The organism is Herbiconiux gentiana, assembly GCF_024978135.1.
Taxonomy (GTDB): Bacteria; Actinomycetota; Actinomycetes; order Actinomycetales; family Microbacteriaceae; genus Herbiconiux; species Herbiconiux gentiana.
Genome location: NZ_JANTEZ010000007.1, coordinates 34,121 through 56,514, shown reverse-complemented (window position 1 = coordinate 56,514; position 22,394 = coordinate 34,121). Strand labels below are relative to the sequence as shown.

18 protein-coding genes are annotated in these 22,394 nt (G+C 72.7%); 7 read left to right on the top strand and 11 right to left on the bottom strand.

All coding sequences use genetic code 11. The features are described from left to right. Positions 1–13 precede the first annotated feature (13 nt). Positions 14–1,030, top strand: coding sequence for an iron-siderophore ABC transporter substrate-binding protein (locus tag NVV95_RS15850; protein WP_259487517.1), 1,017 nt, complete (start codon positions 14–16; stop codon positions 1,028–1,030). Between the two features lie 60 nt (positions 1,031–1,090). Here the strand turns inward: NVV95_RS15850 and NVV95_RS15845 are convergent, their stop codons facing one another. Further along, entirely contained in the window at positions 1,091–1,576 is a 486-nt protein-coding gene (locus NVV95_RS15845; protein ID WP_259487516.1) for an Lrp/AsnC family transcriptional regulator, read from the bottom strand. Positions 1,577–1,685: 109 nt separating this feature from the next. Here NVV95_RS15845 and NVV95_RS15840 point away from each other — a divergent pair, with 109 nt between their 5' ends. Both NVV95_RS15840 and NVV95_RS15835 read left to right on the top strand, forming a co-directional pair. Then, positions 1,686–2,771, top strand: coding sequence for a Glu/Leu/Phe/Val dehydrogenase dimerization domain-containing protein (locus NVV95_RS15840; RefSeq protein ID WP_259487515.1), 1,086 nt, complete (start codon positions 1,686–1,688; stop codon positions 2,769–2,771). A 246-nt stretch (positions 2,772–3,017) separates the two neighbouring features. After that, positions 3,018–3,191, top strand: coding sequence for a CsbD family protein (locus tag NVV95_RS15835; RefSeq protein WP_179547032.1), 174 nt, complete (start codon positions 3,018–3,020; stop codon positions 3,189–3,191). Positions 3,192–3,313: 122 nt separating this feature from the next. Here NVV95_RS15835 and NVV95_RS15830 read toward each other — a convergent pair whose 3' ends face one another. Beyond that, positions 3,314–4,783 carry a glycoside hydrolase family 1 protein gene (locus NVV95_RS15830; protein ID WP_259487514.1) on the bottom strand — a complete coding sequence of 490 codons (1,470 nt, stop codon included), beginning with the start codon at positions 4,781–4,783 and terminating at the stop codon, positions 3,314–3,316. A gap of 143 nt (positions 4,784–4,926) precedes the next feature. Here NVV95_RS15830 and NVV95_RS15825 point away from each other — a divergent pair, with 143 nt between their 5' ends. Both NVV95_RS15825 and NVV95_RS15820 read left to right on the top strand, forming a co-directional pair. Further along, positions 4,927–6,381, top strand: coding sequence for an O-acetylhomoserine aminocarboxypropyltransferase/cysteine synthase family protein (locus NVV95_RS15825; RefSeq protein ID WP_259487513.1), 1,455 nt, complete (start codon positions 4,927–4,929; stop codon positions 6,379–6,381). Then, positions 6,378–7,718, top strand: a complete 1,341-nt coding sequence (locus tag NVV95_RS15820) for an LLM class flavin-dependent oxidoreductase (protein WP_259487512.1) — start codon at positions 6,378–6,380, stop codon at positions 7,716–7,718. Before NVV95_RS15825 ends, NVV95_RS15820 begins: the two co-directional genes overlap by 4 nt. A gap of 10 nt (positions 7,719–7,728) precedes the next feature. Here the strand turns inward: NVV95_RS15820 and NVV95_RS15815 are convergent, their stop codons facing one another. Beyond that, positions 7,729–9,486, bottom strand: a complete 1,758-nt coding sequence (locus tag NVV95_RS15815; RefSeq protein WP_259487574.1) for an MDR family MFS transporter — start codon at positions 9,484–9,486, stop codon at positions 7,729–7,731. 291 nt (positions 9,487–9,777) lie between these two features. On the opposite strand from NVV95_RS15815, the gene NVV95_RS15810 reads away from it, so the two are divergent. Both NVV95_RS15810 and NVV95_RS15805 read left to right on the top strand, forming a co-directional pair. Then, positions 9,778–10,011, top strand: a complete 234-nt coding sequence (locus tag NVV95_RS15810; RefSeq protein WP_259487511.1) for a helix-turn-helix domain-containing protein — start codon at positions 9,778–9,780, stop codon at positions 10,009–10,011. Then, on the top strand, positions 10,008–11,204 hold the full coding sequence (locus NVV95_RS15805) for a type II toxin-antitoxin system HipA family toxin (RefSeq protein ID WP_259487510.1): 1,197 nt from the start codon (positions 10,008–10,010) through the stop codon (positions 11,202–11,204). Before NVV95_RS15810 ends, NVV95_RS15805 begins: the two co-directional genes overlap by 4 nt. A gap of 32 nt (positions 11,205–11,236) precedes the next feature. Here NVV95_RS15805 and NVV95_RS15800 read toward each other — a convergent pair whose 3' ends face one another. The 8 genes from NVV95_RS15800 to NVV95_RS15765 all read right to left on the bottom strand — a co-directional run bounded on the left by NVV95_RS15800 (position 11,237) and on the right by NVV95_RS15765 (position 22,393). Then, on the bottom strand, positions 11,237–11,734 hold the full coding sequence (locus NVV95_RS15800; RefSeq protein ID WP_259487509.1) for a hypothetical protein: 498 nt from the start codon (positions 11,732–11,734) through the stop codon (positions 11,237–11,239). Beyond that, a complete protein-coding gene (locus NVV95_RS15795; protein ID WP_259487508.1) occupies positions 11,734–12,210 on the bottom strand; it encodes an LpqN/LpqT family lipoprotein in 477 nt (158 codons plus the stop codon). The genes NVV95_RS15800 and NVV95_RS15795 overlap by 1 nt, the downstream gene beginning before the upstream one ends. Before the next feature lie 41 nt (positions 12,211–12,251). Continuing rightward, the gene (locus NVV95_RS15790; protein WP_259487507.1) at positions 12,252–13,325 is read right to left on the bottom strand and encodes a WXG100 family type VII secretion target; all 1,074 of its coding nucleotides are present in this window, start codon (positions 13,323–13,325) and stop codon (positions 12,252–12,254) included. A gap of 84 nt (positions 13,326–13,409) precedes the next feature. Beyond that, positions 13,410–13,676, bottom strand: coding sequence for a WXG100 family type VII secretion target (locus NVV95_RS15785; RefSeq protein WP_173181915.1), 267 nt, complete (start codon positions 13,674–13,676; stop codon positions 13,410–13,412). A 118-nt stretch (positions 13,677–13,794) separates the two neighbouring features. Beyond that, a complete protein-coding gene (locus NVV95_RS15780; RefSeq protein WP_259487506.1) occupies positions 13,795–18,246 on the bottom strand; it encodes a type VII secretion EssC family protein in 4,452 nt (1,483 codons plus the stop codon). Between the two features lie 6 nt (positions 18,247–18,252). Continuing rightward, positions 18,253–19,011, bottom strand: a complete 759-nt coding sequence (locus NVV95_RS15775) for an FHA domain-containing protein (RefSeq protein ID WP_259487505.1) — start codon at positions 19,009–19,011, stop codon at positions 18,253–18,255. Then, on the bottom strand, positions 19,008–20,687 hold the full coding sequence (locus NVV95_RS15770; RefSeq protein ID WP_259487504.1) for a serine/threonine-protein kinase: 1,680 nt from the start codon (positions 20,685–20,687) through the stop codon (positions 19,008–19,010). The genes NVV95_RS15775 and NVV95_RS15770 overlap by 4 nt, the downstream gene beginning before the upstream one ends. After that, the gene (locus tag NVV95_RS15765; protein WP_259487503.1) at positions 20,684–22,393 is read right to left on the bottom strand and encodes an FHA domain-containing protein; all 1,710 of its coding nucleotides are present in this window, start codon (positions 22,391–22,393) and stop codon (positions 20,684–20,686) included. Before NVV95_RS15765 ends, NVV95_RS15770 begins: the two co-directional genes overlap by 4 nt. Between the last annotated feature and the right edge of the window lies 1 nt (position 22,394).

The window sequence follows — 22,394 nt, the reverse complement described above, 5'->3', positions numbered from 1 at the left end:
ACTGGAGACACCCGTGCCCCGCCGCCTGAAACTCGCCGCCCTCACCGCATCCGCCCTCGCCGCCGCCCTGGTGCTGGCCGGATGCTCGACCGGGGCCTCGGGCGACGCCCCCGCCTCCGACTCCGCCGCGACCGGCGGCGACGTCACCATCGAGCACGCCTTCGGCGAGACCACCGTGCCCGCCGACCCGCAGAACGTGGTCACCCTGGGCTGGGGCAGCACCGACGCGGCCATCGCGCTCGGCACCATCCCCGTCGCGATCCCGTTCGACTCCTATGCGGGCGACGACCAGGGCGTGCTGCCCTGGGTGCGCGACGCGGTCGACGCGGCGGGCGCCCAGCTGCCCGAGATCCTGCCCGAGACCACCGACGACGAGCCTCCTTACGAGGCGATCGCGGCGGCCGATCCCGACGTGATCCTCGCGGTCTACTCGGGCATCACCGAGGAGCAGTACCAGACCCTGAGCCAGATCGCGCCGACCGTCGCCTACCCCGACCAGGCCTGGAGCACTCCGTGGCGCGACCTCGTGACCACCGTCGGCAAGGCCCTCGGCAAGAGCGAGCAGGCCACCGAGGTGCTGCAGGGCATCGACGACCAGCTCGCCGCGGCCGCCGCCGCGCATCCGGAGTTCGAGGGCAAGACGATCGCCGCCGTGGTCGACAGCGCGGGCACCTTCTACGTCTACAAGAAGGAAGACCCGCGGGTCGAGTTCATGCTCGACCTCGGCTTCGAGAGCGCCCCGGCCGTCGACGAGCTGGCGAACGGCGACTCGACCTTCTTCTACACGCTGAGCTACGAGCAGCTCGACCAGCTGAAGGCCGACGTCGTGCTCGACTACGCCGACACGCCCGAGGCCGCCGCGTCGTTCCTGACCGCCCCGCAGACCTCGGTCATCCCGGCCGTGCAGTCGGGCAACGTGGCGCAGCTCGTCGGCACGCAGTACATCGCGGCCGTCTCGCCGCCCACCGCGCTGTCGCTGCCCTGGGGCCTCGACCAGCTCGTCGACGCGCTGGCCGCCGCGACGAAGTAGCGCCGCCGACCGCCGGCGCCGGGGCCCCACACCCCGGCGCCGGCCCGTGCGAGTCACGGGTCAGAGCAGCTGGTGCATCCGTCGTCCGAGCAGCTCGCGCAGCACGATGGCGGTCGAGGTGCGCCGGATGCCCCGGCATTCCATCAGCGCCTGCGTGATGCGATACACGTCGTCGGCGTCGACCGCGATCACCTCGATCTGCAGATCGCTCTCACCCGAGATGCCGAGGCAGCCCACCACCTCGGGGATGCGCGCGATCTCGTCGATCAGCCCCTCGAACCGCGCCTGGTCGATCTCGGCGGTGACGAAGGCGCGCAGCGGTCGGCCCACGGCCGCGGCGGGCACCTTCGTGGTCTCGGGCAGCAGCACCCCGTCGTAGAGTCGGCGGATGCGCGCCTGCACCGTGCCGCGCGCGAGGTTCAGGTGCTCGGCGAGGTGGGCCACCGTGGCCCGTGGCACGCGATCGAGCTCCCTCAGGATGCGCCGGTCGGTGCCGTCGAGGAGCGGGTCGACCGTGGCGGCGGCGGCGGTCGCGTCAGATGTCATCGATCATTCCGATCAGTCTCAGGGCCTCGCACTGGGCGCGAGTGAGCGTTCTGACCACTCAGGTTAGTCACTCTTGCGCCCGATCGAGCGCGATCGCATCATGATGACCATGACGATCACCGCCGACCAGCCTGCCGCCCCCACGCACACCACCGAGCCCCCTCTGCTGTCCGCCCGCCCGCACGCCGCGGGCCACGAGCGCGTCGAGGTGGTGCGCGGAGCCCGCTCCGGGCTCGTGATGATGGTCGCCGTGCACTCGACGCGGCTCGGGCCGGCGCTCGGCGGCTGCCGGCTCTGGCGTTACGACACCGTCGCCGACGCGGTCGCCGACGCGCTGCGGCTCTCGGCCGGTATGACCGCGAAGAATGCCCTGGCCGGGCTCGCGCACGGCGGCGGCAAGGCCGTGATCATGGCTCCCGACGAGCCGCTCGACGCCGCCCGGCGCGAGGCGGCATTCCTCGACCTCGGCGATCTCGTCGCCTCCTTCGAGGGGTCGTACGTCACGGCCGAGGACGTGGCGACCGGGTCGGCCGACATGGCCGTGGTCGCCCGGCGTACGCCGTCGGTGGTGGGGCTGCCGGAGTCCGACGGCGGGCACGGCGACCCGGGCGAGTTCACGGCCCGCGGGGTGCACGCCGCCCTGCTCGCGGTGCTGCCGCGCATCGGGATCGATTCGGTCGAGGGCCTGCGGGTCACGGTCGCGGGCTTCGGCCAGGTCGGCAGCCGGCTCGCCCGAACGCTGGTGCGGTCGGGCGCGATCGTGACGGCGACCGACGTGAACCCCGCCCGTCGCGCCGCCGTCGAGGAGCTCGGCGCCGGCTGGGTCGAGCCGGCGGAGGCGCATCGACTCGAGGCCGACGTCTTCGTGCCGGCCGGGGTCGGCGGCATGCTCACGGGCGCCGTGATCGACGAGCTGCGCTGCCGGGCCGTGGTGGGCCCGGCGAACAACCAGCTCGCCGAGGCCGACGGGGGCGACCGGCTGGCGGCGCGCGGCATCCTGTACGCGCCCGACTACGTGGTGAACGCGGGCGGCGTCATCCACCTCGGCTCGCCGGGCTCGTCGCGCGAGGAGGTGCTGGCGCGCATCGACGCCCTCGGCGCGCGGCTCGACGAGGTGCTGGCGCTGGCCGAGGCGGACGGGCTCACGCCGTCGCGGGCGGCAGACCTGCTCGTGGAGCGCCGCCTCGCATCCTGACCCACCCGCCCACCGCGCCACCCACCCACCGCGCCACCCACCCACCGCGCCACCCGCCCACCGCACCGCCCGCCCGCCGCGCCACCCGCCCACCGCGCCACCCGCCCGCAGTGCCGGGTGCCGGGCGGCCGCGCACCCTGCGCACCCGAGGTGGACGCTCGCTGTGAGTCGGTTGCGGCGCCGCGCGACAGGGCCAGGGTGATTCGTGAGGGCGATCAGCCCCCACCGACGAGAGAGGAGCCCACGATGAGTGCAGGCGACAAGATCGAGAACGCGGCCGAGAAGCTGGGCGGCAAGGCCAAGGAGGCCTTCGGCAAGGCGACGGACGACGACTCGAAGGTTGCGGAGGGTCGTGCCGACCAGTCCAAGGCCGACCTCAAGAACGCGGGCGAGAACGTCAAGGATGCGTTCAAGAACTGACCCCGCACACGCGGTAGCGCAAACGGCCCTTCACCCTCGCGGGAAGGGCCGTTTCTGCGACCCGGGCGCGCTAGCGGGGCGCGTGCGGCCCGGGTCGGGCGCGTGCGGGCCGGAGCGGCGGCTCAGCCGAGCAGGGCGGCCGACGCCGGGTCGACGGCGGGGGCATCCGTCGCCGCCGCGATCTGCGCCGCATAGGCGAGCGCGCTGTCTTTCGGGGTGCGCTCGAGGGTGTCGTAGTCGACCCGCACGATGCCGAAGCGCTTGCCGTAGCCCCAGCCCCACTCGAAGTTGTCGAGCAGCGACCAGACGAAGTACCCGCGCACGTCGGCACCGGCGGCGATCGCATCCGACACCGCCTGGATGTGGTCGAGGATGTACGTCGTGCGCAGCTCGTCGTGCACGGCGCCGTCGGCCGACACCTCGTCGTCGTAGGCCGCACCGTTCTCGGTAACGTAGAGCGGCGGCAGCGTCGGGTACTCCTCGCCGAGGCGCACGAGCAGGCGGGTCAGCCCGCTCGGGTTGACCTCCCAGCCCATGCCGGTCAGTGGCAGTCCGCGCAGCGGGAAGGTGACGTACTCCGAGCCGACGAAGGGCGAGCCCACCGAGCGGATGCCCCCGGCCACCGCGTGCGGATCGGCCGGCACGAGCGACGGGTCGGCCGGCACTTCGAGCGGATGACCGCTGACCATGTCGTCGTGGTAGTGGTTCACCCCGAGGAAGTCGAGCGGCTGGGCGATGATCTCGAGGTCGCCCGGGCGCACCAGCGCGTCGTCGCCGAAGGTCAGGCCGAGGTCGGCGAGGTCGGTGCGGATGTCGTCGGGGTAATCGCCCCGCAGCAGCGGGTCGAGGAAGATGCGGTTGTTCAGCGCGTCGACCCGGCGGGCGGCCTCGAGGTCGGCGGGGTCACTGGCGTCCTTCGGCACGGCGTTGGTGAGGTTCAGTGTGATGCCGATGTGCGCGGCGCCCAGCTCGCGCAGGCGCTGCACGGCGAGGCCGTGGCCGAGGTGCTGGTGGTGCACGGCAGCGATCGCGGCGGCGGGCTCCTGGCGGCCCGGGGCGTGCACACCCGAGGCGTAGCCGAGCAGCGAGGAGCAGAACGGCTCGTTGAAGGTCGTCCAGTTGGCGACCCGGTCACCCAGCGCCCCGTGCACGATCTCGGCGTACTCGGCGAACCGGTAGGCGGTGTCGCGGTTCGCCCAGCCGCCCGTCTCCTCGACGGCCTGCGGCAGATCCCAGTGGTAGAGCGTCAGCCAGGGCAGCACGCCGGCCTCGAGCAGCTCGTCGACGAGCCGCGAGTAGAAGTCGAGCCCGGCCGGGTTCACGTCGCGGTCACCGGGGCGGATGCGCGCCCAGCTCGTCGAGAACCGGTACGACTGCAGGCCGAGCCGCTTCATCAGTGCGACGTCCTCCGGCATGCGGTGGTAGTGGTCGACGGCCACGTCGGGGGTGTCTCCGTTCAGCACCGCGCCGGGCACGCGGGAGAACGCGTCCCAGACCGAGGCCTCCTTGCCGTCCTCGAAGGCGGCGCCCTCGATCTGGGCGGCAGCGGTCGCCGATCCCCAGAGGAATCCGGGCGGGAATGAGGTGGTCATGCGGGGCACTGCTCCTTCGCCTGGTGCTGGCACGCTCGCTCCGGGTACGAGAGAGCGCTCTCTGCAGTGTACAGGCCGCCCCGTTCGTAATAGAACTTCGCATAAGGCGGGGCATCCGGATGCTCGTGCGACGCTGGTTCATCATGACCGACGACTCGCGCCCCCTCCGCTCCGGCACAGTGACCCCGAACGGCACGGCGACCCCGCACGGCTTCGCGACCCGGCAGGTGCACGCCGGCGACGTGCGCGGCGACGGCATCAACCCCCGGGTGACCCCCGTGCACCTCACCGCGGGCTTCGTCTTCGACGACTTCGAGCAGGCAGCGTACAGGTTCTCGGGGGCCGACGACGGCTTCAGCTACACCCGCCTCGCCAACCCGACGAACGCGGCGGTCGAACGCCGGATCGCAGCCCTCGAGGGCGGCACCGAGGCGGTGCTCGTCGGCAGCGGTCAGGCGGCGGTGACCGTCGCCGTGCTGGGCCTCCTGCAGGCGGGTGACCACCTCGTCTCGGCGAACAGCATCTACGAGGGCTCGCGCGGGCTCTTCCTCGACAACTTCGCCCGCCTCGGCATCGAGACCGACTTCGTCGTCGACGCGAACGACCCGCTCGCCTGGGAGCTGGCGGTGCGGCCGAGCACCCGCGCCTTCTTCGTCGAGTCGATCCCGAACCCCAAGAACGACATCGTCGACCTGGCGCTCGTGGCCGAGGTGGCGCATCGGCACGGCATCCCGCTGATCGTCGACAACACCTTCGCGACCCCCTACCTGCTGCGTCCGCTCGAGCACGGGGGCGACGTCGTCGTGCACTCGGCCAGCAAGTTCCTCGCGGGGCACGGGGCGGTGCTCGGCGGCGTGGTCGTCGCGGGGGAGACCTTCGACTGGGACGGCGCGGCCGCCGACGGCAGCCCCCGCTTCCCGCACCTGACCAGCCCGGTGCGATCGCTCGGCGGCCGCTCGTTCGCCGAGCGCTTCGGGCGCGGGGCGTTCCTCGCCTACGCCCGCGACGTCGTGGCCGCGCGGCTCGGGCCGACCCCATCGCCGCTGAACGCGTTCCTCATCCAGCAGGGCATCGAGACGCTGTCGCTGCGCGTCGACCGGCAGTCGTCGTCGGCGCTCGCCATCGCGCGGTGGCTGGAGGAGCAGCCCGAGGTCGCCGGCGTGGACCACGCCGGCCTGCCCTCGAGCGCCTACCACCAGCTGGCCCGGCGCTACCTGCCCGACGGCCAGGGCGCCGTGTTCGCCGTGACGCTGCACGGCGGGCTCGACGCGGCGAAGACCTTCTACGACCGGCTCGAGCTGTTCACGCGCATGACGCATCTGGGTGACGTGCGCTCGCTCGTGCTGCACCCGGCGACGACGACCCACGCCTGGCGCACGCCCGAGCAGCGCGCGGAGGCGGGCATCGCGCCGGGGCTGCTGCGGCTGTCGATCGGGGTGGAGGACCCGGCGGATCTGATCGCCGATCTGGCGCAGGCGCTGGCTGGGCTGCCGACGGGGGCCGATGAGGCCATCGGCACGGCCGCCGCGGCCGCTGACGCCCCGGCCTCTGACGCCCCGGCGGCGGGTGCGGGCGAACGGGCGGGCGTGCCCGCGTGAGCCGCCTGCAGCACTTCGGCTGGTTCCTCTCGCGCGGCTTCGGCCCGCACGGCTGGGGCCACCCCTACTTCGACTGGAACGACCGCTGGACGAGCCCGCAGCTCTACCAGCAGTCCGCCCGCGACCTCGAACGCGCGGGCTTCGACCTCGTCATCATCGAGGACGCCCTCTCCCTCGGCAACGCCGACACCCTCGACCTCCGCATCCGCTCCGCGTACGGCGGCCCGAAGCACGACCCCCTGCTGCTCGCGCCCTACCTCTTCGCCGCGACGGAGCATCTCGGGATCGCGCCGACCGTGAATCCGCTCGCCTACCCGCCCTACCAGGCGGCCCGCCAGTTCGCGACGCTGCAGCACCTGAGCGACGCGCGCTTCGGCATCAACGTGGTGACCGACGTCGGCTCGAGCCGCCACTTCGGCGCCGCCCCGCTCGCCCACGACCAGGCGTACAACCGGGCCGAGGAGTGGCTCACGGGCATCCGCGAGCTGTGGCACAGCTGGGGGGCGGATGCGCTCATCGCCGACCCCGCGACCGGCCGTTTCGCCGACGGCAGCCGTCTCGACCCCGTGCGGCACCGCGGCGAGCACTTCACCTTCGACGGGCCGCTGAACGCGCTGCCCTTCCCGTCGCTGGGGCCCGCGGAGCTGAGCGGCGACCCCGTCGTGGTCTCGCCCGGCGGATCGCCCCGCGGCCTCGGCTTCGCGGGCGCCCACTCCGAGGTGCAGCTCGCGCTGGCCTCGCTCGACCTCGACACCGTGCGGGCCTACCGCGCGAAGGTGCACGAGGCCGTGGCGGCCGCGGGGCGCACTCCGGCCGACATCGATGTGCTGTTCGTGTTCAAGCCGATCGTCGCGGCGAGCCCCGAGGAGGCGCAGCGCATCGTCGACGCGTCGCTGCACCCCGACGACGCGGCGCTGCACACGGTGGCCGCCGCCTGGTCGAGCGACCTCGAGACCGACCTCACCGGGCTCGACCTCGACCGCCCGGTCGACCCGGCGATCTTCGGCGACCACGTCTCGAAGGGCAGCATCCGCGGGCTGCTCGGCCGGTACGACTCGTTCGCCGACGCTACCCTGCGCGAGCTGCTCACCGCGAAGGCGCGGCTCGGCCGCATCTCGTCCCGAGAGGGCTACGTGGGCACCGCCGAGGAGATCGCCGACTTCATCGAGGAGTTCGGCGAGGAGGCCGACAACGACGGCTTCATCTTCTCGGGCGATCTGCACCCGGTGACCGTGCATCGGATGCTCGACGAGCTCGTGCCCGTGCTGCGCCGCCGCGGCATCCTGCGCTCGAGCTACGGCGACGCCGGGCTGCGCGGCAACCTCCGCTCGTTCTGACGGCGCGGGCTCAGTGCTCGCGCGGGCGCTGCGCGGGGGTGGAGGAGGTGTCGGGCAGCACGAGCGCGCCCATCTCCTCCGCAGCGAGCTGCGCCCGCACCGCGGTGTCGTCGCGCTCGGCCTCCGCCTCGCGCGCGGCAGTCGCGTCGGCCGCCGCGCTCTCCTCGAGGGCCGACTTCTGGCGCAGCGGAGTCGCCTTCAGGAAGAAGCTCAGCACGAACGCCACCAGCACCACCGCGAGGCAGACCCAGAACACCGTCGAGGTCGCGTTCGCCCACGCGTCGACGAACGGCAGCGTCAGCCGCGGGTCGGCGCCGACGAGGAACGAGGTGTCGCCGCTCAGGGCGTCGCCGAGGCTCGACGGGTCGGCCTGCGCGTTCGCGAGCACCTGCAGGATGCCGGCGTTCGCCGGGTCGGCCTGCACGGCCGGGTCGGCCGCCGCGGCCTGGGTGCCGGCGATGATCGCGGGGTCGGTGAACGAGGCGGCGAGCGTCGAGCCCAGGCGACCGAACAGCACCGAGAACACGACCGCGGTGCCGAGCGTTCCACCGATCGAGCGGAAGAAGGTCGATGACGAGGTGGCGACACCGATGTCCCGCGGGCCGGCGGAGTTCTGCGCGGCTATCGTGAGGGTCTGCATCAGCTGGCCGAGCCCCAGGCCCACCACGAGCATCCCGATCAGCACGTACCAGACCGGCTTGTCGGCCGAGACGAAGGTGAGGTAGAAGAACGCGGCGCTGAGGAGGCCGGTGCCGAGGATGGGGAACAGGCGGTAGCGGCCGGTGCGCGAGATCAGCTGGCCGGAGACGATCGAGGAGATCATCAGGCCGAGCACCATCGGGATCATCAGCAGGCCGGCCTCGGTGGGGGTGGCCCCGGTGGCGATCTGCAGGTAGTTCGGGATGGTCATCATGGCGCCGAACATGCCGAAGCCGACCAGCACACCCAGGATGGTGGCCATCGAGAAGGTCGGCGAGCGGAACAGCTTCAGCGGGATGATCGCGTCGTCGCCCATGCGGCGCTCGACCAGGATGAACATCACCAGGCCGATGGGGGCCAGCACGTAGCAGAGGATGGCGCCCCACGAGCCCCAGCCCCACTCGCGCCCCTGCTCGGCGACCAGCAGGATCGGCACGACCGTGAGGATGACCGCGACCACACCCCACCAGTCGATGCGCACCGCGCGCTTGGTGTGCGGGATGTGCAGGAACAGCAGCACGATCACCATCGCGACGGCGCCGATCGGGAGGTTCAGCAGGAAGATCCAGCGCCAGCCGGTGATGCCGAGGATCTGGTCGGCGCCCGAGAGCAGGCCGCCGAGCAGCGGGCCGATCACGCTGGAGATGCCGAAGGTGGCCAGGAAGTAGCCCTGGTACTTCGCGCGCTCGCGGGGGGCGAGGATGTCGCCCATCACGGTGAGCGCGAGCGACATCAGTCCGCCGGCGCCGAGACCCTGGATGGCGCGGTAGACCGCGAGCTCGTACATGTTCGTGGCGAGGCCGGCGAGCAGCGAGCCCACCAGGAAGATCGCGATGGCGATGATGTAGAGCGGCCGGCGGCCGAAGATGTCGGAGAGCTTGCCGTAGAGCGGGGTCGAGATGGTCGACAGGATGAGGTAGCCGGTCGTGACCCAGGCCTGCAGGCTGATGCCGTCGAGGTCGTCGCCGATGGTGCGCATCGACGTGCCGACGATGGTCTGGTCGAGCGAGGCGAGGAACATGCCGGCCATCAGGCCGAAGATGATGAACAGGATCTGGCGGTGCGTCATGCGCCCGCCCGACTCGGCGAACGCCTGGTTGCGGGCGTCGGCCTTGGCCTGACGGTTCGTGGGTTGTGCGGCGGATTCGGCGCGAGACATGGGCGTCCTCGGGGGCAGAGAAGGCGGACCGCGCAGAAACTTGCGCAGACTGCAAAGTTACACCCTCTGCACCCCGCCCTCAACCACGGCCAGACCGGCGACATCCTGCCGACCAGGCCCTCGTTGACCGGCATCGGCGCAAGAAAGCACAGGATCGGCAGGATCTTGCCTTTTCGACGAGCACGACGATAACCTGGCCCCATGCAGGAGCGAATCGGCAGAATGTCGCCGCCGAGAACTGATCGTGTCGAGATCGGCACGGCCGTGCGGCAGAACCGGCGAGCCGCGCTGCTCGATCAGCACGACCTCGCCGACCTCGCCGGCATCTCCGTGCGCACCCTGCGCGACATCGAGACGGGGCGGGGGAATCCGGGCGTCGACGCCCTGCTCTCGGTGCTCTCCGTGCTGGGCCTGCGCGTCGAGGTCGCCCGGTGACCGATCCCGGGGAGCTGACCGACCTCCGCTTCGTCGAGGCGGCCGACGTGTACAAGGCCGGGAGCCTTGCGGCGTCGCTCGAGCGGGTGCCGGGAGCGGGCATCCGCTTCTCGTATCGGCCCGACTTCGTGGCGAGCGCCGATGCCACCCCCATCGCGTCGACGCTGCCGCTCGACGCGGTCGAGGTCACCGGGGGAGGTGGCCTGCCCGCGTTCTTCGCCGGGTTGCTCCCCGAGGGCCGCCGCCTCACCGTGCTGCGGAGCGCGGTGAAGACCAGCCTCGACGACGAGCTCACCCTGCTGCTCGCGGTAGGGGCCGATGTGCCGGGAGACGTGCAGGTCGTGCCTCGGGGCACGGCTCCGGTCGATGCGCCGTCCGTGGTCACGGGCGGCCTCGCGGAGCAGGAGTTCTCCGCCGTCGTGGACGAGATCGACCGGCACGGCCTGCCCGGCGTGCAGGACAAGCTGAGCGCCGAGATGATCAGCAGCCCGCTGGCCCTCGAGGACGGTCGGTTCATTCTGAAGCTCGACCCGCCCGCCTACCCGCATCTCGTGCGGAACGAGGCGGTCCATCTGTCCGCGGCGCGGTCCCTGCGGCTCCCGGTCTCGAGTGCGACCGTCGTGCACGACCGGCTCGGCGCCGACGGGCTGCTGGTGCGGCGCTTCGACCGGGTCCGGGTGGGCGACGGATGGCGGCGACTGCCGGTCGAGGACGCGACCCAGGCGCTCGCGCTTCCCCCTGCCGACAAGTACCGCATCGACGCGGCCGACGCCGTAGCCGCGCTGTCCAGGCTGTGCGCGGCACCGGTGGTCGCGGTGCGCAACCTCTATCTGCAGTTCGTCTTCGCGTGGCTGACCGGCAACGGTGACCTGCACGGCAAGAACGTCGCGGTGCTCGGAGGCCCCGACGGCCGGACGGCGATCGCGCCGATCTACGACGTTCCGTGCACGCTGCTCTACGGCGACGACAGCCTGGCGTTGCCGATCGCGGGCCGTACCACCCGGCTGCGGCGGCGGCACTGGGCCGAGTTCGCCGATGCGATCGGTCTGCCGCAGCGGGCAGCGCGGTCGGCCGAGGCCATCGCGCTCCGCGCAGCGGGGTCGGTGGAGCTCTCCGCGCTGCCCTTCGAGGGGTCGCCGCTGAAGGGTGCTGAGCGGGAGCTGCGGTTCCGCCGGGCCGAGCTGAGGGACTGACGGAGGGGACCGCCGCGGCGTGGGCGGCGGGGTCAGCCGCCGAAGAGCTTGCCGAAGAAGCCCTTCTTCTCGGGCTCGTAGCCCGCCGCGGTGAGCGCGGCGACGAGCGGCGCCTTCACCTCGTCGGTCGTGAAGGCGTAGCCGTAGGTGTTGCCGACGTGCGTGCCCTGGCGGTCGGTCGACTCGGCGGCGACCGGGGTGGCGCCGAACTGGAAGGACACCGACTTCTGGCGGCCCGAGAACGTCGAGGTGCCGCCCGAGATGCCGATTCCGCCCGGGCGCGCGCGAGCGGTGACGCTCGAGGAGGTGTCGGTCTCGTGGAAGGTCCAGGTGCCCTCGGCCGGGTCGAGGGCGACCCGCAGCTCGTAGCTGCGGTCGATCAGGCCGGCCGCCGTGAAGGAGGCCCACTTGATGTCGGCGTACTTCCAGGTGGCGCGGACGCCGTCGGGCTCCGCGGTGTAGACGAAGGGGAGCTCGTCGCTGTTCAGCGCGAGCACGGCGTTCTGGGCGTCGGTGAGCGAAGCGGCCATCAGACGGTCGTCACCGCGCTCGACTGGATCTCGCGCAGCTCGCCCCACAGCGACAGGGCCTGCGAGCCGGTGGCGGTGGCGGTGATCTGCACCAGGTCGGCGATCGGCCCGTTCTCGACCACCGCGATGCGCACGCCCTGCATGAGCGTACCCACGCGCTCGTCGGGGTAGCTGAACTCGATGCGGTAGCCGTCGCGGCCGAGCACCTCGAGCTCCTCGCGGCCGCCTTCGACGACACCGGGGATGGCCTCGACGCGCGCGACCACCTCGTCGATCGCCGCCTGCAGCGGGTAGCCCGCGGTGAAGCGCGTCACGGCCACCACGATGTTCGGGCGGAAGGTGCCGGGCTCCACGGCCTTGCCGGCGGCCAGCACGGCCCCCGGCGCGGCCAGGGGCGACCAGTCGTCGGGCACGGTGAGACCGATGGAGGGGAAGCCGGGAGCCGCGTCGCCGGGGAAGGTCAGGGTGTTGGGCATGGTTCGAGCCTTTCTGAAGTGGAGGGGGAGGGCAAGTCGGGTCACAGCCCGAACAGGCCGCCGATGGCGTCGATGGTGTCAGAGGCGTCGATCTCGAACTCGAAGCTCACGCCGCCGCCGATGCCGAGCGCGGCGCCGACGTCGATGGTGCCGTTGAAGGTGTCGCCGTCGACCCCGACGTCGATGTTCGCGTGGCCGCCGATGCCGGCGTAGACCTCGCCGCCGACGGTGGCGGTCGCGCCGGCCACCGAGGCGGAGGCCTCGGCCTCGGCCTTCGCCCCCGCGAACGCGTCCACGCCGGCGTTCACGCCGATGCTGTCGGGGCCGATCGAGGCGCCGATGTTCGCGTTGGCTTCGGCGCCCGCCATGACGGATGCGCTGCCCTCCGCCTCGGCGAAGCCGTTCAGTGCCGAGACGGAGCCTTCGGCCTCGGCCTTGGCGCCGACGAATCCGCCCGCGCTGGCCTCACCCTCGAACCCCTCGTCCCAGCCGAAGGACCCCTCGGCCGAGGCAGTACCCTCGGCGCCCGCCAGCACGTTGGCCGAGCCCTCGCCACCGAAGGTGTCGTCGCCGAACTCGCCCTCGGCGGCCGCTCCCGCGCCCCACTGCCAGGTGCCCTCGGCCTTGCCCTCGGCGGTGCCGATGCCGGTCGAGCCCGAGACGTCGGTGTCGGAGCGGCTGCCGGTCCACGGCCCGTTGCCGTCGTCACCGCCGTCGTTCGCGCCACCCCCGCCGCCTCCGCCCCCGCCGCCCGCGGAGCCGTTGCCGGTCGAGCCGCCGCCGGAGCCCCCGGAGCCCCCGGAGCCCCCGGCACCGGACCCACCCGACCCGCCCCCGATCGAATCCGTCGACGCCGCGTTCTGCTCGTCCGCGTTCTTCAGCAGCCCCTCGCTCCCGGCCGTCAGCGCCGCGACCGCCGCCTTCAGCTGCGAGGTGTGCATGCCGTTCCAGTCGCTCCGGAACGTCACCGCGTCGGGGCCCTGCCAGGCCTGCGTCTGATTGATGCTCGAGGTGAGGGTCGTGCCGACCGTCTCGAGCTGCGAGGCGGCCGTGTCGAACTTCTTCGCGAGCGTGCGGAGCTCGTCGACATCGGCGCCGTAGAAACCACCAGGCATGACACCCTCTCAGCGTGTGCGGGGTTGGAGGACGGGGGAGGAGACAGCGAAGGGGCGGAGGCCGCAGCCCCCGCCCCGCGAACGCTAGGCGTTCGAGGTCGACTCCTGGTCGCTGGCGTTCTTCGACGCCTTCTGCGACGCGTCCTCGAGAGCGGTGATGACCTGCTTCAGCGCGGCGGTGTGGGTGGTGTTCCACTCGTTGCGGAAGCCCTCCGCGTCCGGACCGGTCCACTGCACGTTCTGCAGCGCGCTGGTGAGCGTGGTGAGGATCTGCTGCACCTGCTGCGACTGCGTGTTCAGCTGCTTGCTCAGTCCGCGAACCTGCTCGACATCGAGACCCCAAACGGCCATGATTCTCTCCTTCATCTCCGCGGCCCGGACTGTCCGGATCCGCTACTTCCTGTGAGTGCGTCTCACAAGGAAGACACTATTGACACCTGTCGCAGACGGCGATGGGGAGAAGTCCCCATCAGTCGTCCCTGGTGGCCACCTGCAGCTTCACGACCCGGCCGCCCTGCACGTAGAACCCCCGGCCAGGCGGAAGATCCGCCCGCTTGAACCGACCCAGCGAGGTGCCGAGCAGCGAGTCGCCGTCGAGATCTCCCGGCACCAGCAGCAGCCCGCGCTTGGAGTTCTTGAAGGCTCCGCCGAGGGTCCACGCCGCCGACCAGGTCGACGACTCGCTCTCGCCGATCACGAACACGTCGTCGCGCAGCGCCCGCTTCACCAGCCGGTCCACGTCGGCCTCGGCCGGGCCGCCGTTCAGCTCGCCCACGTTCTCGACGAACACCGCGAACTGCGTCGGCCTCAGCGTCTCGGCGTCCAGCTGGGCCGTGACGTCGTCGGCGAAGGCCGAAATCTGGGCCGGGTCGCTGAGCGACAGGCTCCAGAGCGGCAGAGGCGTCAGGCTCGTCTTGCGTGGCGAGATGTGCACGAGACGGATGCCCGGGTCGGCCCGTCGCAGCGCCGTCGCGATGGTCGCGAGCGCCGTCGACCGCCCGCTGCCGGCGGTTCCGGCGACGAGCATCGCTCCCGCGGGCGCGATGCCGAGGGCGCCGAGCGTGTCGTCGCGCACCCCGATCACGGGCTGCCCCGCCGCGACCGCGGGGAGCGTGCCGAGCGGGATCGCGTCACCGAGGGTCAGGATCGGTGGAGCATCCGTCACCCCCTGCCGGCGCATCGCCTCGGCGAGCTTGGAGATCTCGCGGGACTGGATCGCCACGTTCGAGTCGGCGCCGAGCACGGCCATCTGCACCTCGTTGCCGTCCATCACGCCGCGACCGGGCGGGGAGACGGCGCTGAGCGTGTCCTTCGGGGCGCCGAGCAGGGCGTAGTCGTCGTCGTTCGCCATGCGAAGTACGAGCCGGCGCTGGATGGTCGAGCCGAGCGAGGCCGGCACCGAGTTCGGCCGGTCGCCCGCCACGACGATGTGCACGCCGACCTGGCGGCCGTCGGTGGCGATCTGCGCGAAGGTCGTGAACCAGGCCGAGTGCCCGCCGAACTCGTACTGCTCCCGGAAGGCGCCGATGCCGTCGACGAGCACGAGGATGCGCGGCTCGGCGGGCGCGTCGGCGATCCGCCGGTACTCCCCGATCGATCCGGCGCGAACCGCCGAGTAGCGGATCGAGCGGTCGTCGACGAGGTCGCGCAGCATGCGGAGCAGGCGCACGACGCGCTCCTCGTCGTCGCCCGAGATGATCGCCCCGACGTGGGGCAGCTCCTCGAGCATGCTGAGGCCGCTGGAGCCGAAGTCGAGGCCGTAGACGTGCACCGGGCCGCCGCGCGGCGTGACCGCGGCCGAGACCGCGATGGTGCGCAGGGTGGCGCTCTTGCCCGAGCCACCGGTGCCGAGCACGGCCATGTTGCCGTCGCGGTCGGGCTCGTAGAACACCGTGGGCTGGCTCTGGCTGGCCGGGTCGTCGATCACGCCGAGCAGCAGCCGCTCATCCGTTCTCGGGTTGGGCAGCAGCGAGAAGTCGTAGACCGCCGCGAGCTCGTCGAGCCAGGGCTTGCGGGGCTCGGGGATCTTCGCCATCGAGGCGGCGTGACGGATGCTCGTGACCAGCCGCGCGATGTCGGTCGGCCCCTGCTCCACCGACTCGGGGGTCTCCTCGTCCTCGGGCACCTCCCACGCGGCGCCGGCGCCGAAGTCCATCTCGACGAGGTCGATCCGGGGGCGGGGCGGGGTGCTCGTGGTCCAGCCGCCCGCGTAGCCGGTCTGGAAGGGCGCGAGCCGTCCCGGTCCGGTCTTCGCGGCGCCGCGGCCCGGGATCGACTGGTCGAAGTAGGCGGCCATCGGGTCGCCGAGGATGTCGCTGGAGTCGTCGGCGTCGGCCATCCGCAGGGCGATGCGGAGGTTCGTGTTGGCGCGCAGGTTGTCCTTGATCACGCCCGCCGGTCGCTGCGTGGCGAGGATGAGGTGCAGCCCGAGCGAGCGTCCGCGCTGGGCGACGTCGACGACGCCGTCCACGAACTCCGGCACCTCGTTCACGAGCGCGGCGAACTCGTCGACCACGATCAGGAGGCTTGGCGGGGTGTCGGGGTCGCCCGTCTTCTCGAGCGAGATCAGGTCTTTCGCCTTCTTGCGGTTGAGCAGGTGCTCGCGGTAGCGCAGCTCGGCCCGCAGGCTCGTCAGGGCCCGCCGCACGAGGTGGGGGCTCAGGTCGGTGACGAGACCGACGGTGTGCGGCAGGCCGACGCACTCGGCGAAGGCGGCGCCGCCCTTGTAGTCGACGAAGAGGAAGGTGGCCCGGTCGGGGCTGTGCGCCGCCGCCATGCCGAGCACCCAGGATTGCAGGAACTCCGACTTGCCGGCACCGGTGGTGCCGCCGACGAGCGCGTGCGGTCCCTGGTTGCGGATGTCGAGGTAGAACGGCTCGGTGCCCGAGTGCCCGACCAGGGCGCGCAGCGAGCCCGCCTGCTTGCGGCGCACGTGCGGGGAGCCGTCGCGGAGCGCGATCGAGTTGCTCTCGCGCCAGCGGTCGATCACCGCCTCGGGCTCGTCGGCGAGCTCGGAGCCCACCAGGGTCAGGTACGACACCTGGCGGGGCAGGTCGGAGTCGTCGTCGACCGGCGCCCCGACGTCGACGACCGGCGAGAGCTGGCGGGCCAGGCGGTGCGCGGTGTCGGCGTCGACGGTCTCGCACTCGAGCGGGAAGGTGTGCTCGCCGAGCCGCACCTGGCCCGCGGTCGCGCCGGCGGCGTCCTGGTCGACGCTCACGAAGCTGCGACAGGCGGCCGGCAGGGCGGCGATCGAGGGTGCCGACCAGACCACGTGCACGTTCGCATCGGCACCGCGTTCGACGAGCCGGGTCAGACGCCCGCGGTCCAGCGGTGCGTCGTCCTCGATCACGACGAGCACCGACGGGGTGATCGGATGCGCGACCTCGTCGTCCCCGCTCTTGGCGTCCGGGTCGATCGGCCCGCGCGGTGAGGGGGCGCCGGCGGTGCGACGGGAGATGAGGTCCTCGAGGCGGGCGAGCAGCGCGGATCCCGAGCCGGGGTTGTCGGCCAGGTGGTCGCCGGCCAGCGGACTGTGCGGCGAGCTGGTGTGGGGCAGCCACTCCAGCCACTCCCAGGTGGAGCGGGAGCTCGGCGAGACCAGCGCCGTGACCACGAGCTCGGCGGGGGAGTGCAGGGCGGCGAGCTGCGTCACGATGCCGCGGGCGACGCCGTGCCGCTGCTCGGCGGGCCCGGCGACACCGAGGGCGCCGGCCTTCCGCAGCTCCACCACGATCGGCACGCCGTCGATCCGCGAGAAGCGGTCGGCGGTCTGCTCGACCTGGGCGTAGTACTCGGGCAGCGCGTCGTTCTCGTTCGGCGTGGTCACCACGTCGCGGCTCAGGGCCGTGCCGAGCCCGAGGCGGGCGGTCAAGAACGACGGATGCTCGGGCCGATGCGTCCACATCAGCTGACCCAGGCGCTGCACCGCGTCGATCGTCGCGGCCACCGCCGGGGCCTCGGTGAGCCGCACCGCCCGCTGCACCCGCTGGCGCTCGTGCATGGAGGCGACGAAGGCATCGAGCGACTCGGTGAACTGCTTGATCGCGTTCCGCAGCTGTGCCCGGGTCTGCAGCTTGTGGTCGAGCCAGGTTCCGATCATCAGGATCGGGCTCAGCGCGATGAAGACGAGGCTGAGGGCGTTGCCGGTCGCGGCGAACAGGATGGGGCCCATGATCAGCGGGGCGATCAGCGCCACCAGCGGGAAGCGGAGGGGCTGCGGCTGCTTCGGCGGGGTCGGTGCGGGGAACTCGGAGCCGGGGTACCTGGCCACGACCCGCGGGGAGCGGTTGAACTCGATCACGGGGGTGGACGGGGCCGCGCCGCCGAGCCGCTGCAGCGGCACCACGCAGATCGCGGTGTCGCCGAGAACGACGACGTCGGCGGAGCTCAGGGTGGTGCGTGCGACCTGTTCGCCGCCCATCAGCAGACCGTTGGCCGACTTCATGTCGACGATCTCGACCTGCTCGCCGATGTTGATGCGGGCGTGCCGCTTCGAGACCAGGCCGTCGCTCAGGCGCACGTCGATGCCCCGCTCACGGCCGATGTAGCTGGAACCGAAGGGGAGCGGGAACTCGGCCCCCGCATCCGGCCCGCTGAGCACCCGGAGCGTCGCCGCCGCGGGGCCGTGGCCGCCCGAGCTGAAGCCCTCGCTGTGCCGGGCGAGCTCGAGCACCGAGCCGGAGCGCACGCCCGCCTCGATCAGGTTGGACGTGGGGTCGACCAGGCGCTGCTCGCCGCCCGTGCCGGTGACCTGGAGGGTCAGGCCCTCCGGCACCTGGGCGCGCTGGTACTCGCTCAGCTGCGGATCGGCGAGGTGGATCGCCTCGGCGATGTCGCCCACGCTCGCCGTGGCGTCGGCGGTGATCTGCAGGTTGCTCGCCGAGCCGCCGGGGCGGCGGAGGGTGGCCTTGATGCGCATCCGGTGTTACCTGTCGTCGCTGTCGTCGTGGGGCTGGTCGAGCAGGGGGAGGTCGGCCTTCGTGACGAGGCGCGAGAGCACCGCGTACTCGACGAGTCGCGCCCGGCGGTTGGTGGCGAGGGCGCCGACGCCGCCGCGCAGACCCTCGACGCCGGTGCGGCTGAGCTTGTCGCAGACGTTGTCGAGCTTGCGGTTGAAGCGGCTGAGCGCCCAGCCGAGCCGCTCGGCCGCGAGCTGGCTCGACGGGATCTCGCTGGTGCCCGTGCCGTCGCGCTTCAGCATCGGTTCGGCCAGGGCCAGGATGAGCAGCTTCTGCGAGGCGGTGAAGGTGACCGCGCCGACCGTGGTGGCCCCGCTGCCGTCGGGCACCGGGGTGGAGTCGAAGAAGGTCGGGGCGCTGGTGTGCACGGTGAACTCGTAGCTCGTGGGGCCGGCCGTGAAGACGACGGTGGTGAGGCCGAACACGATGGGCATGCGCGCACCGGGCGCGAGCCACGCCTGCATGGTGCGGCTGGCGTCGGAGACGGTGGCGCTCAGGCGCGAGCCGACGTTGGACAGCCACCACATGCCGTCGTTGTTGGCGATCTGCAGGAAGCGGCGGTGCAGGTACTGGTTGTCGTCGATGTCCAGGTCGGCGTCGCGGCCGATCTCGAACGGCTTCGCGGGGTCGAGGGCGAACCACTCGCCGCAGAACTCCACGCTCGCGTCGGAGCGGGACGCGGGGGCGGTGGGCGGCGGGGCGGTGGTCTCGTCGGGGGAGCTCATGTCGAGCATCCGGTCGCCGCGTCGGAACCCCGGCCGTCGCTCCGCACCACGCTCACGTCGATGCACACGGGCTGTCCTCCTTCGGGAACCACCGTGACGGTGGGCTTGTCGATGCTGCGGGCCTGCTGCTCGGCGCCCGGGGTGGCGGGGGCCCAGCGGTAGGTGTCGCCGTCCTGGGGGTCGGGGTTCGTCCAGGTGAAGACGACGCCGTCGGGGCCGGGGGTGGCCACGATGTCGGTGGGGGCCTGCACGGCGGCGTTGTCGATCTGCACGGTGTCGACGGGCTCGTCGGTGGCTTCGGCGTTCTGCTCGGCGGGGCTGCCGGCGCCGCCGTTCAGCGCGAACACGAGGGCGCCGACGCCGACGAGCAGCACGAGCGCGGCGCTCGCCACGATCCACGGCACCCGGCTCCGCCGCGCACCCGTCGCGGCGGGCGCGGGTCCGGCGTCGACCGCGCCGCTGCCCGCGCGCTGCACGGTCTCCTCGAGCACGTCCTCCGCCCCGCCCGCGCGCACGCGCCCTCCTCCTCGTGGCGAGTGGTCACTTTCGGCGCTGAACACGGGGTTTTGGGGCGGAAAGTGACCACTCGCCGAAGGGGAGGGAGCTGACACAGGGGGTCGGGGAGCGGGCGCGGGCGCGACGGGTGGGGGCGTGCGGCGGCCGCGGGGTGGGGCCGGGGCCGTGGGGTCGATCGTGACGATGCCGCGGATGCGTGTGTTGCCGTCGTCCTCCTCCTCGAAGTCGTCGGAGGGGAGGGTGTCGTCGAGCACGTCGGCCGGGGTGACCGACATCGCGAGCTCGAGCTGGATCTTCTGCAGCGCCCGGGCGAACTCGAGCGCCGACGTGTACCGCTCGTCGGGCCGCTTGGCCATGGCGGTGGCGAGCACCTGCTCGAGCGAGGCGGGCACGTCCATCCGCCCGGTCGGCGCCAGCGGGGCCGACTGGATGCGCGCGATCAGGTCGAGCCCCGTGTTCGCCCCGCCCGGCACCTCGAACGGCGAGCGGCCCGCGAGGATCGTGTACACCGTCGCACCCAGGGCGTAGATGTCGGCCGCCGCCCCGCTCTGCGCCACCGCGCCGAACACCTCGGGCGGAGACCACGGGATCGACATCCCGACCGACTCCTGCTCGGCGCCGCCGCCGCTGCCGTTGGCGCCACTAGAGCCCGAGCCCACGCCGCCGACCAGCGCGACGGAGATGCCGAAGTCGGTGAGAGCCGGGCGATTGTATTCCGTGACGAGAATATTCGCCGGCTTAATGTCGCGGTGCAGGATTCCCGCGCGGTGCGAGGTCTCGACCGCACCCGCGACCTGGACGCCGATACGGAGCGCCTCGGCCACGCTGATCTTCTCGCGCCGGTACCGGGCTCCGAGGTTGGGTTTCGGGCAGTACTCCATGGCGAGGTAGGGGCGGCCGTCGCCCGCGATGTCCGCCTGGTAGATCGTGACGATCGACGGGTGCGTCGAGAGCTGCGCCATCAGGTTCGCCTCGGCGTCGAAGCTCTCCCGGGCACCCTCGGTGAGGGCCTCGGCGAGCAGCACCTTGATGGCGACGCGGCGGCGGGGCATCCGCTGCTCGTAGAGAAAGACGTCGGCGAACCCGCCCGAGCCCAGCAGCTCGACGAAGGAGAAGCCGGGGATCTCCGGCGGGGCCGAGGGCGGGCGCCGGGCGCTCACGCGATGTCCTCGAAGGCCACGGTCACGCCGTCGCCCAGGTCGATGACGTCCCCGGTCAGCACGAGCTCGGGCTCGTTCGGGCCGAGCCGCTTGGGCGGGGTGCCCTCGCGGTGCAGCACGCTGCCGTTCGTGGTGGCGAGGTCGACGGCGAGAACGTGCCGGCCCTCGAGGCGGATCTCGAGGTGGTTGCGCGAGATGTCCTGCTCGGGGCTCGCGACCGTGACGAGCACGGGCACGGCGTCGGCCTGCACGCGGTTGGCGCGGGGGCGTCGGCCGATGATGACGGGGCGGTCGAGCGCGTAGCTCTCGCCGGTCGAGAGCACGATGCGGCCGAGGGCGCCGTCGGGCAGCGCCGCGGCGGCGTCGGGGGCAGCGTCGGCGAGGCGGCGCATGGCCTCCAGTTCGGAGACCGTGACGGTGAGGCCGTCGTGGTCGTCATCGGCGCCGGCCGGGCGGGCCGGCGGGGCGGTCGCCGGGGCCGGTGGCCGCGGGGCGGGTGTGCTCGGGGCGGCGGGCGGCACGGTGGTGCCGAGCAGGGCGGGGCTTCCGGATGCGGCACCGACGCTCCCGAAACCGGGCACGCTGTCGATCAGCCCGGTGCTCGGTACGGCGGGCGCCGACGTGGCGGCGGGCGGCGGGGCCTGCGGTGCGGGCGCGGGGGCCGGTGCTGGCGCGGGAGGCGTCGGCGCCGGAGGGGCGGCCGGCGCCGGGGCGCTCTCGTCCGCGGTCTCCTCGTCGTCGTCGAGCTCGCGCACGGCGGCGTCCTCGACGGACTTCACCACCGTCGCACCCCAGAGGTGGTCGTACGCGTCGTCGGGCAGCTCGGCCTGGGTGCTCTCGAGCTCCTCGGCCTGCGCACTCCCGAGCTCGGTGGCCGCCGCGGGTGGGGGCCCAACTGGTTCGCTCTCCGACGCCACGTCCTGCGTGAGCTCGACGTCCGGGGTGGGGTCAGCGCTCGGAGCGGGCTCGGCGCTCGGGGCGGGCTCGGCGCTCGGGGCGGGCTCGGCCGAGGCTGGGAGGACGGCCTCGACGGTCGGCTCCGCGGGTGCGATCTCGCTCTCGGTCGCCACGTCCTGGGTCAATTCCACGTCGGGTGTGGGATCGGGTGTGGGCTCGACGGGAGCCACCGCGGCCGGCGCCGCTGTCGGCGGGGCTGCTGCAGCAGGCACCGGAGACGCCGACTCCAGCGCCACGACCGCCCCGGCCTCGGGCGCCACGACCGCCGCCGCCTCGGGCGCCGGCGCACCGCCCAGCGACACCGACACCGACGACGCCAGCACCACACCCGACGCGATCCCGAACCGCTCACCACCGTCGGTCGCCCCGGCGTCGGGCGTGCTGATCGTGAGCCCGGTCGCCGCCGGCACGCTGCGCTCGCTCCACGTGCTCACGTCGGCCCCCGACACGACCACCGGGTCAGACCCGTCGCGCGAACCCGAGCCGATCGACACCGACACGTCACCGCGCACGGCCACCCGCACGCCGCCCCCGTCGACCGTCGCCACCGCGAACGGCGGCAGCGCGCCGAGGCTCGCACCGAACGCCTCGGCGAGCGACGACAGCACCGCGCCGAGCCCCTCCCCCGACTCCAGCGCGGCCCAGATGCGCCCGAGCAGCGCGGCGTCCACCGTCGGCGGCAGCACCGCGATCCCCCCGGCCGCGACGACCGCGCGCCAGGCTCCGGGGCTGTACAGGATCTCACTCATC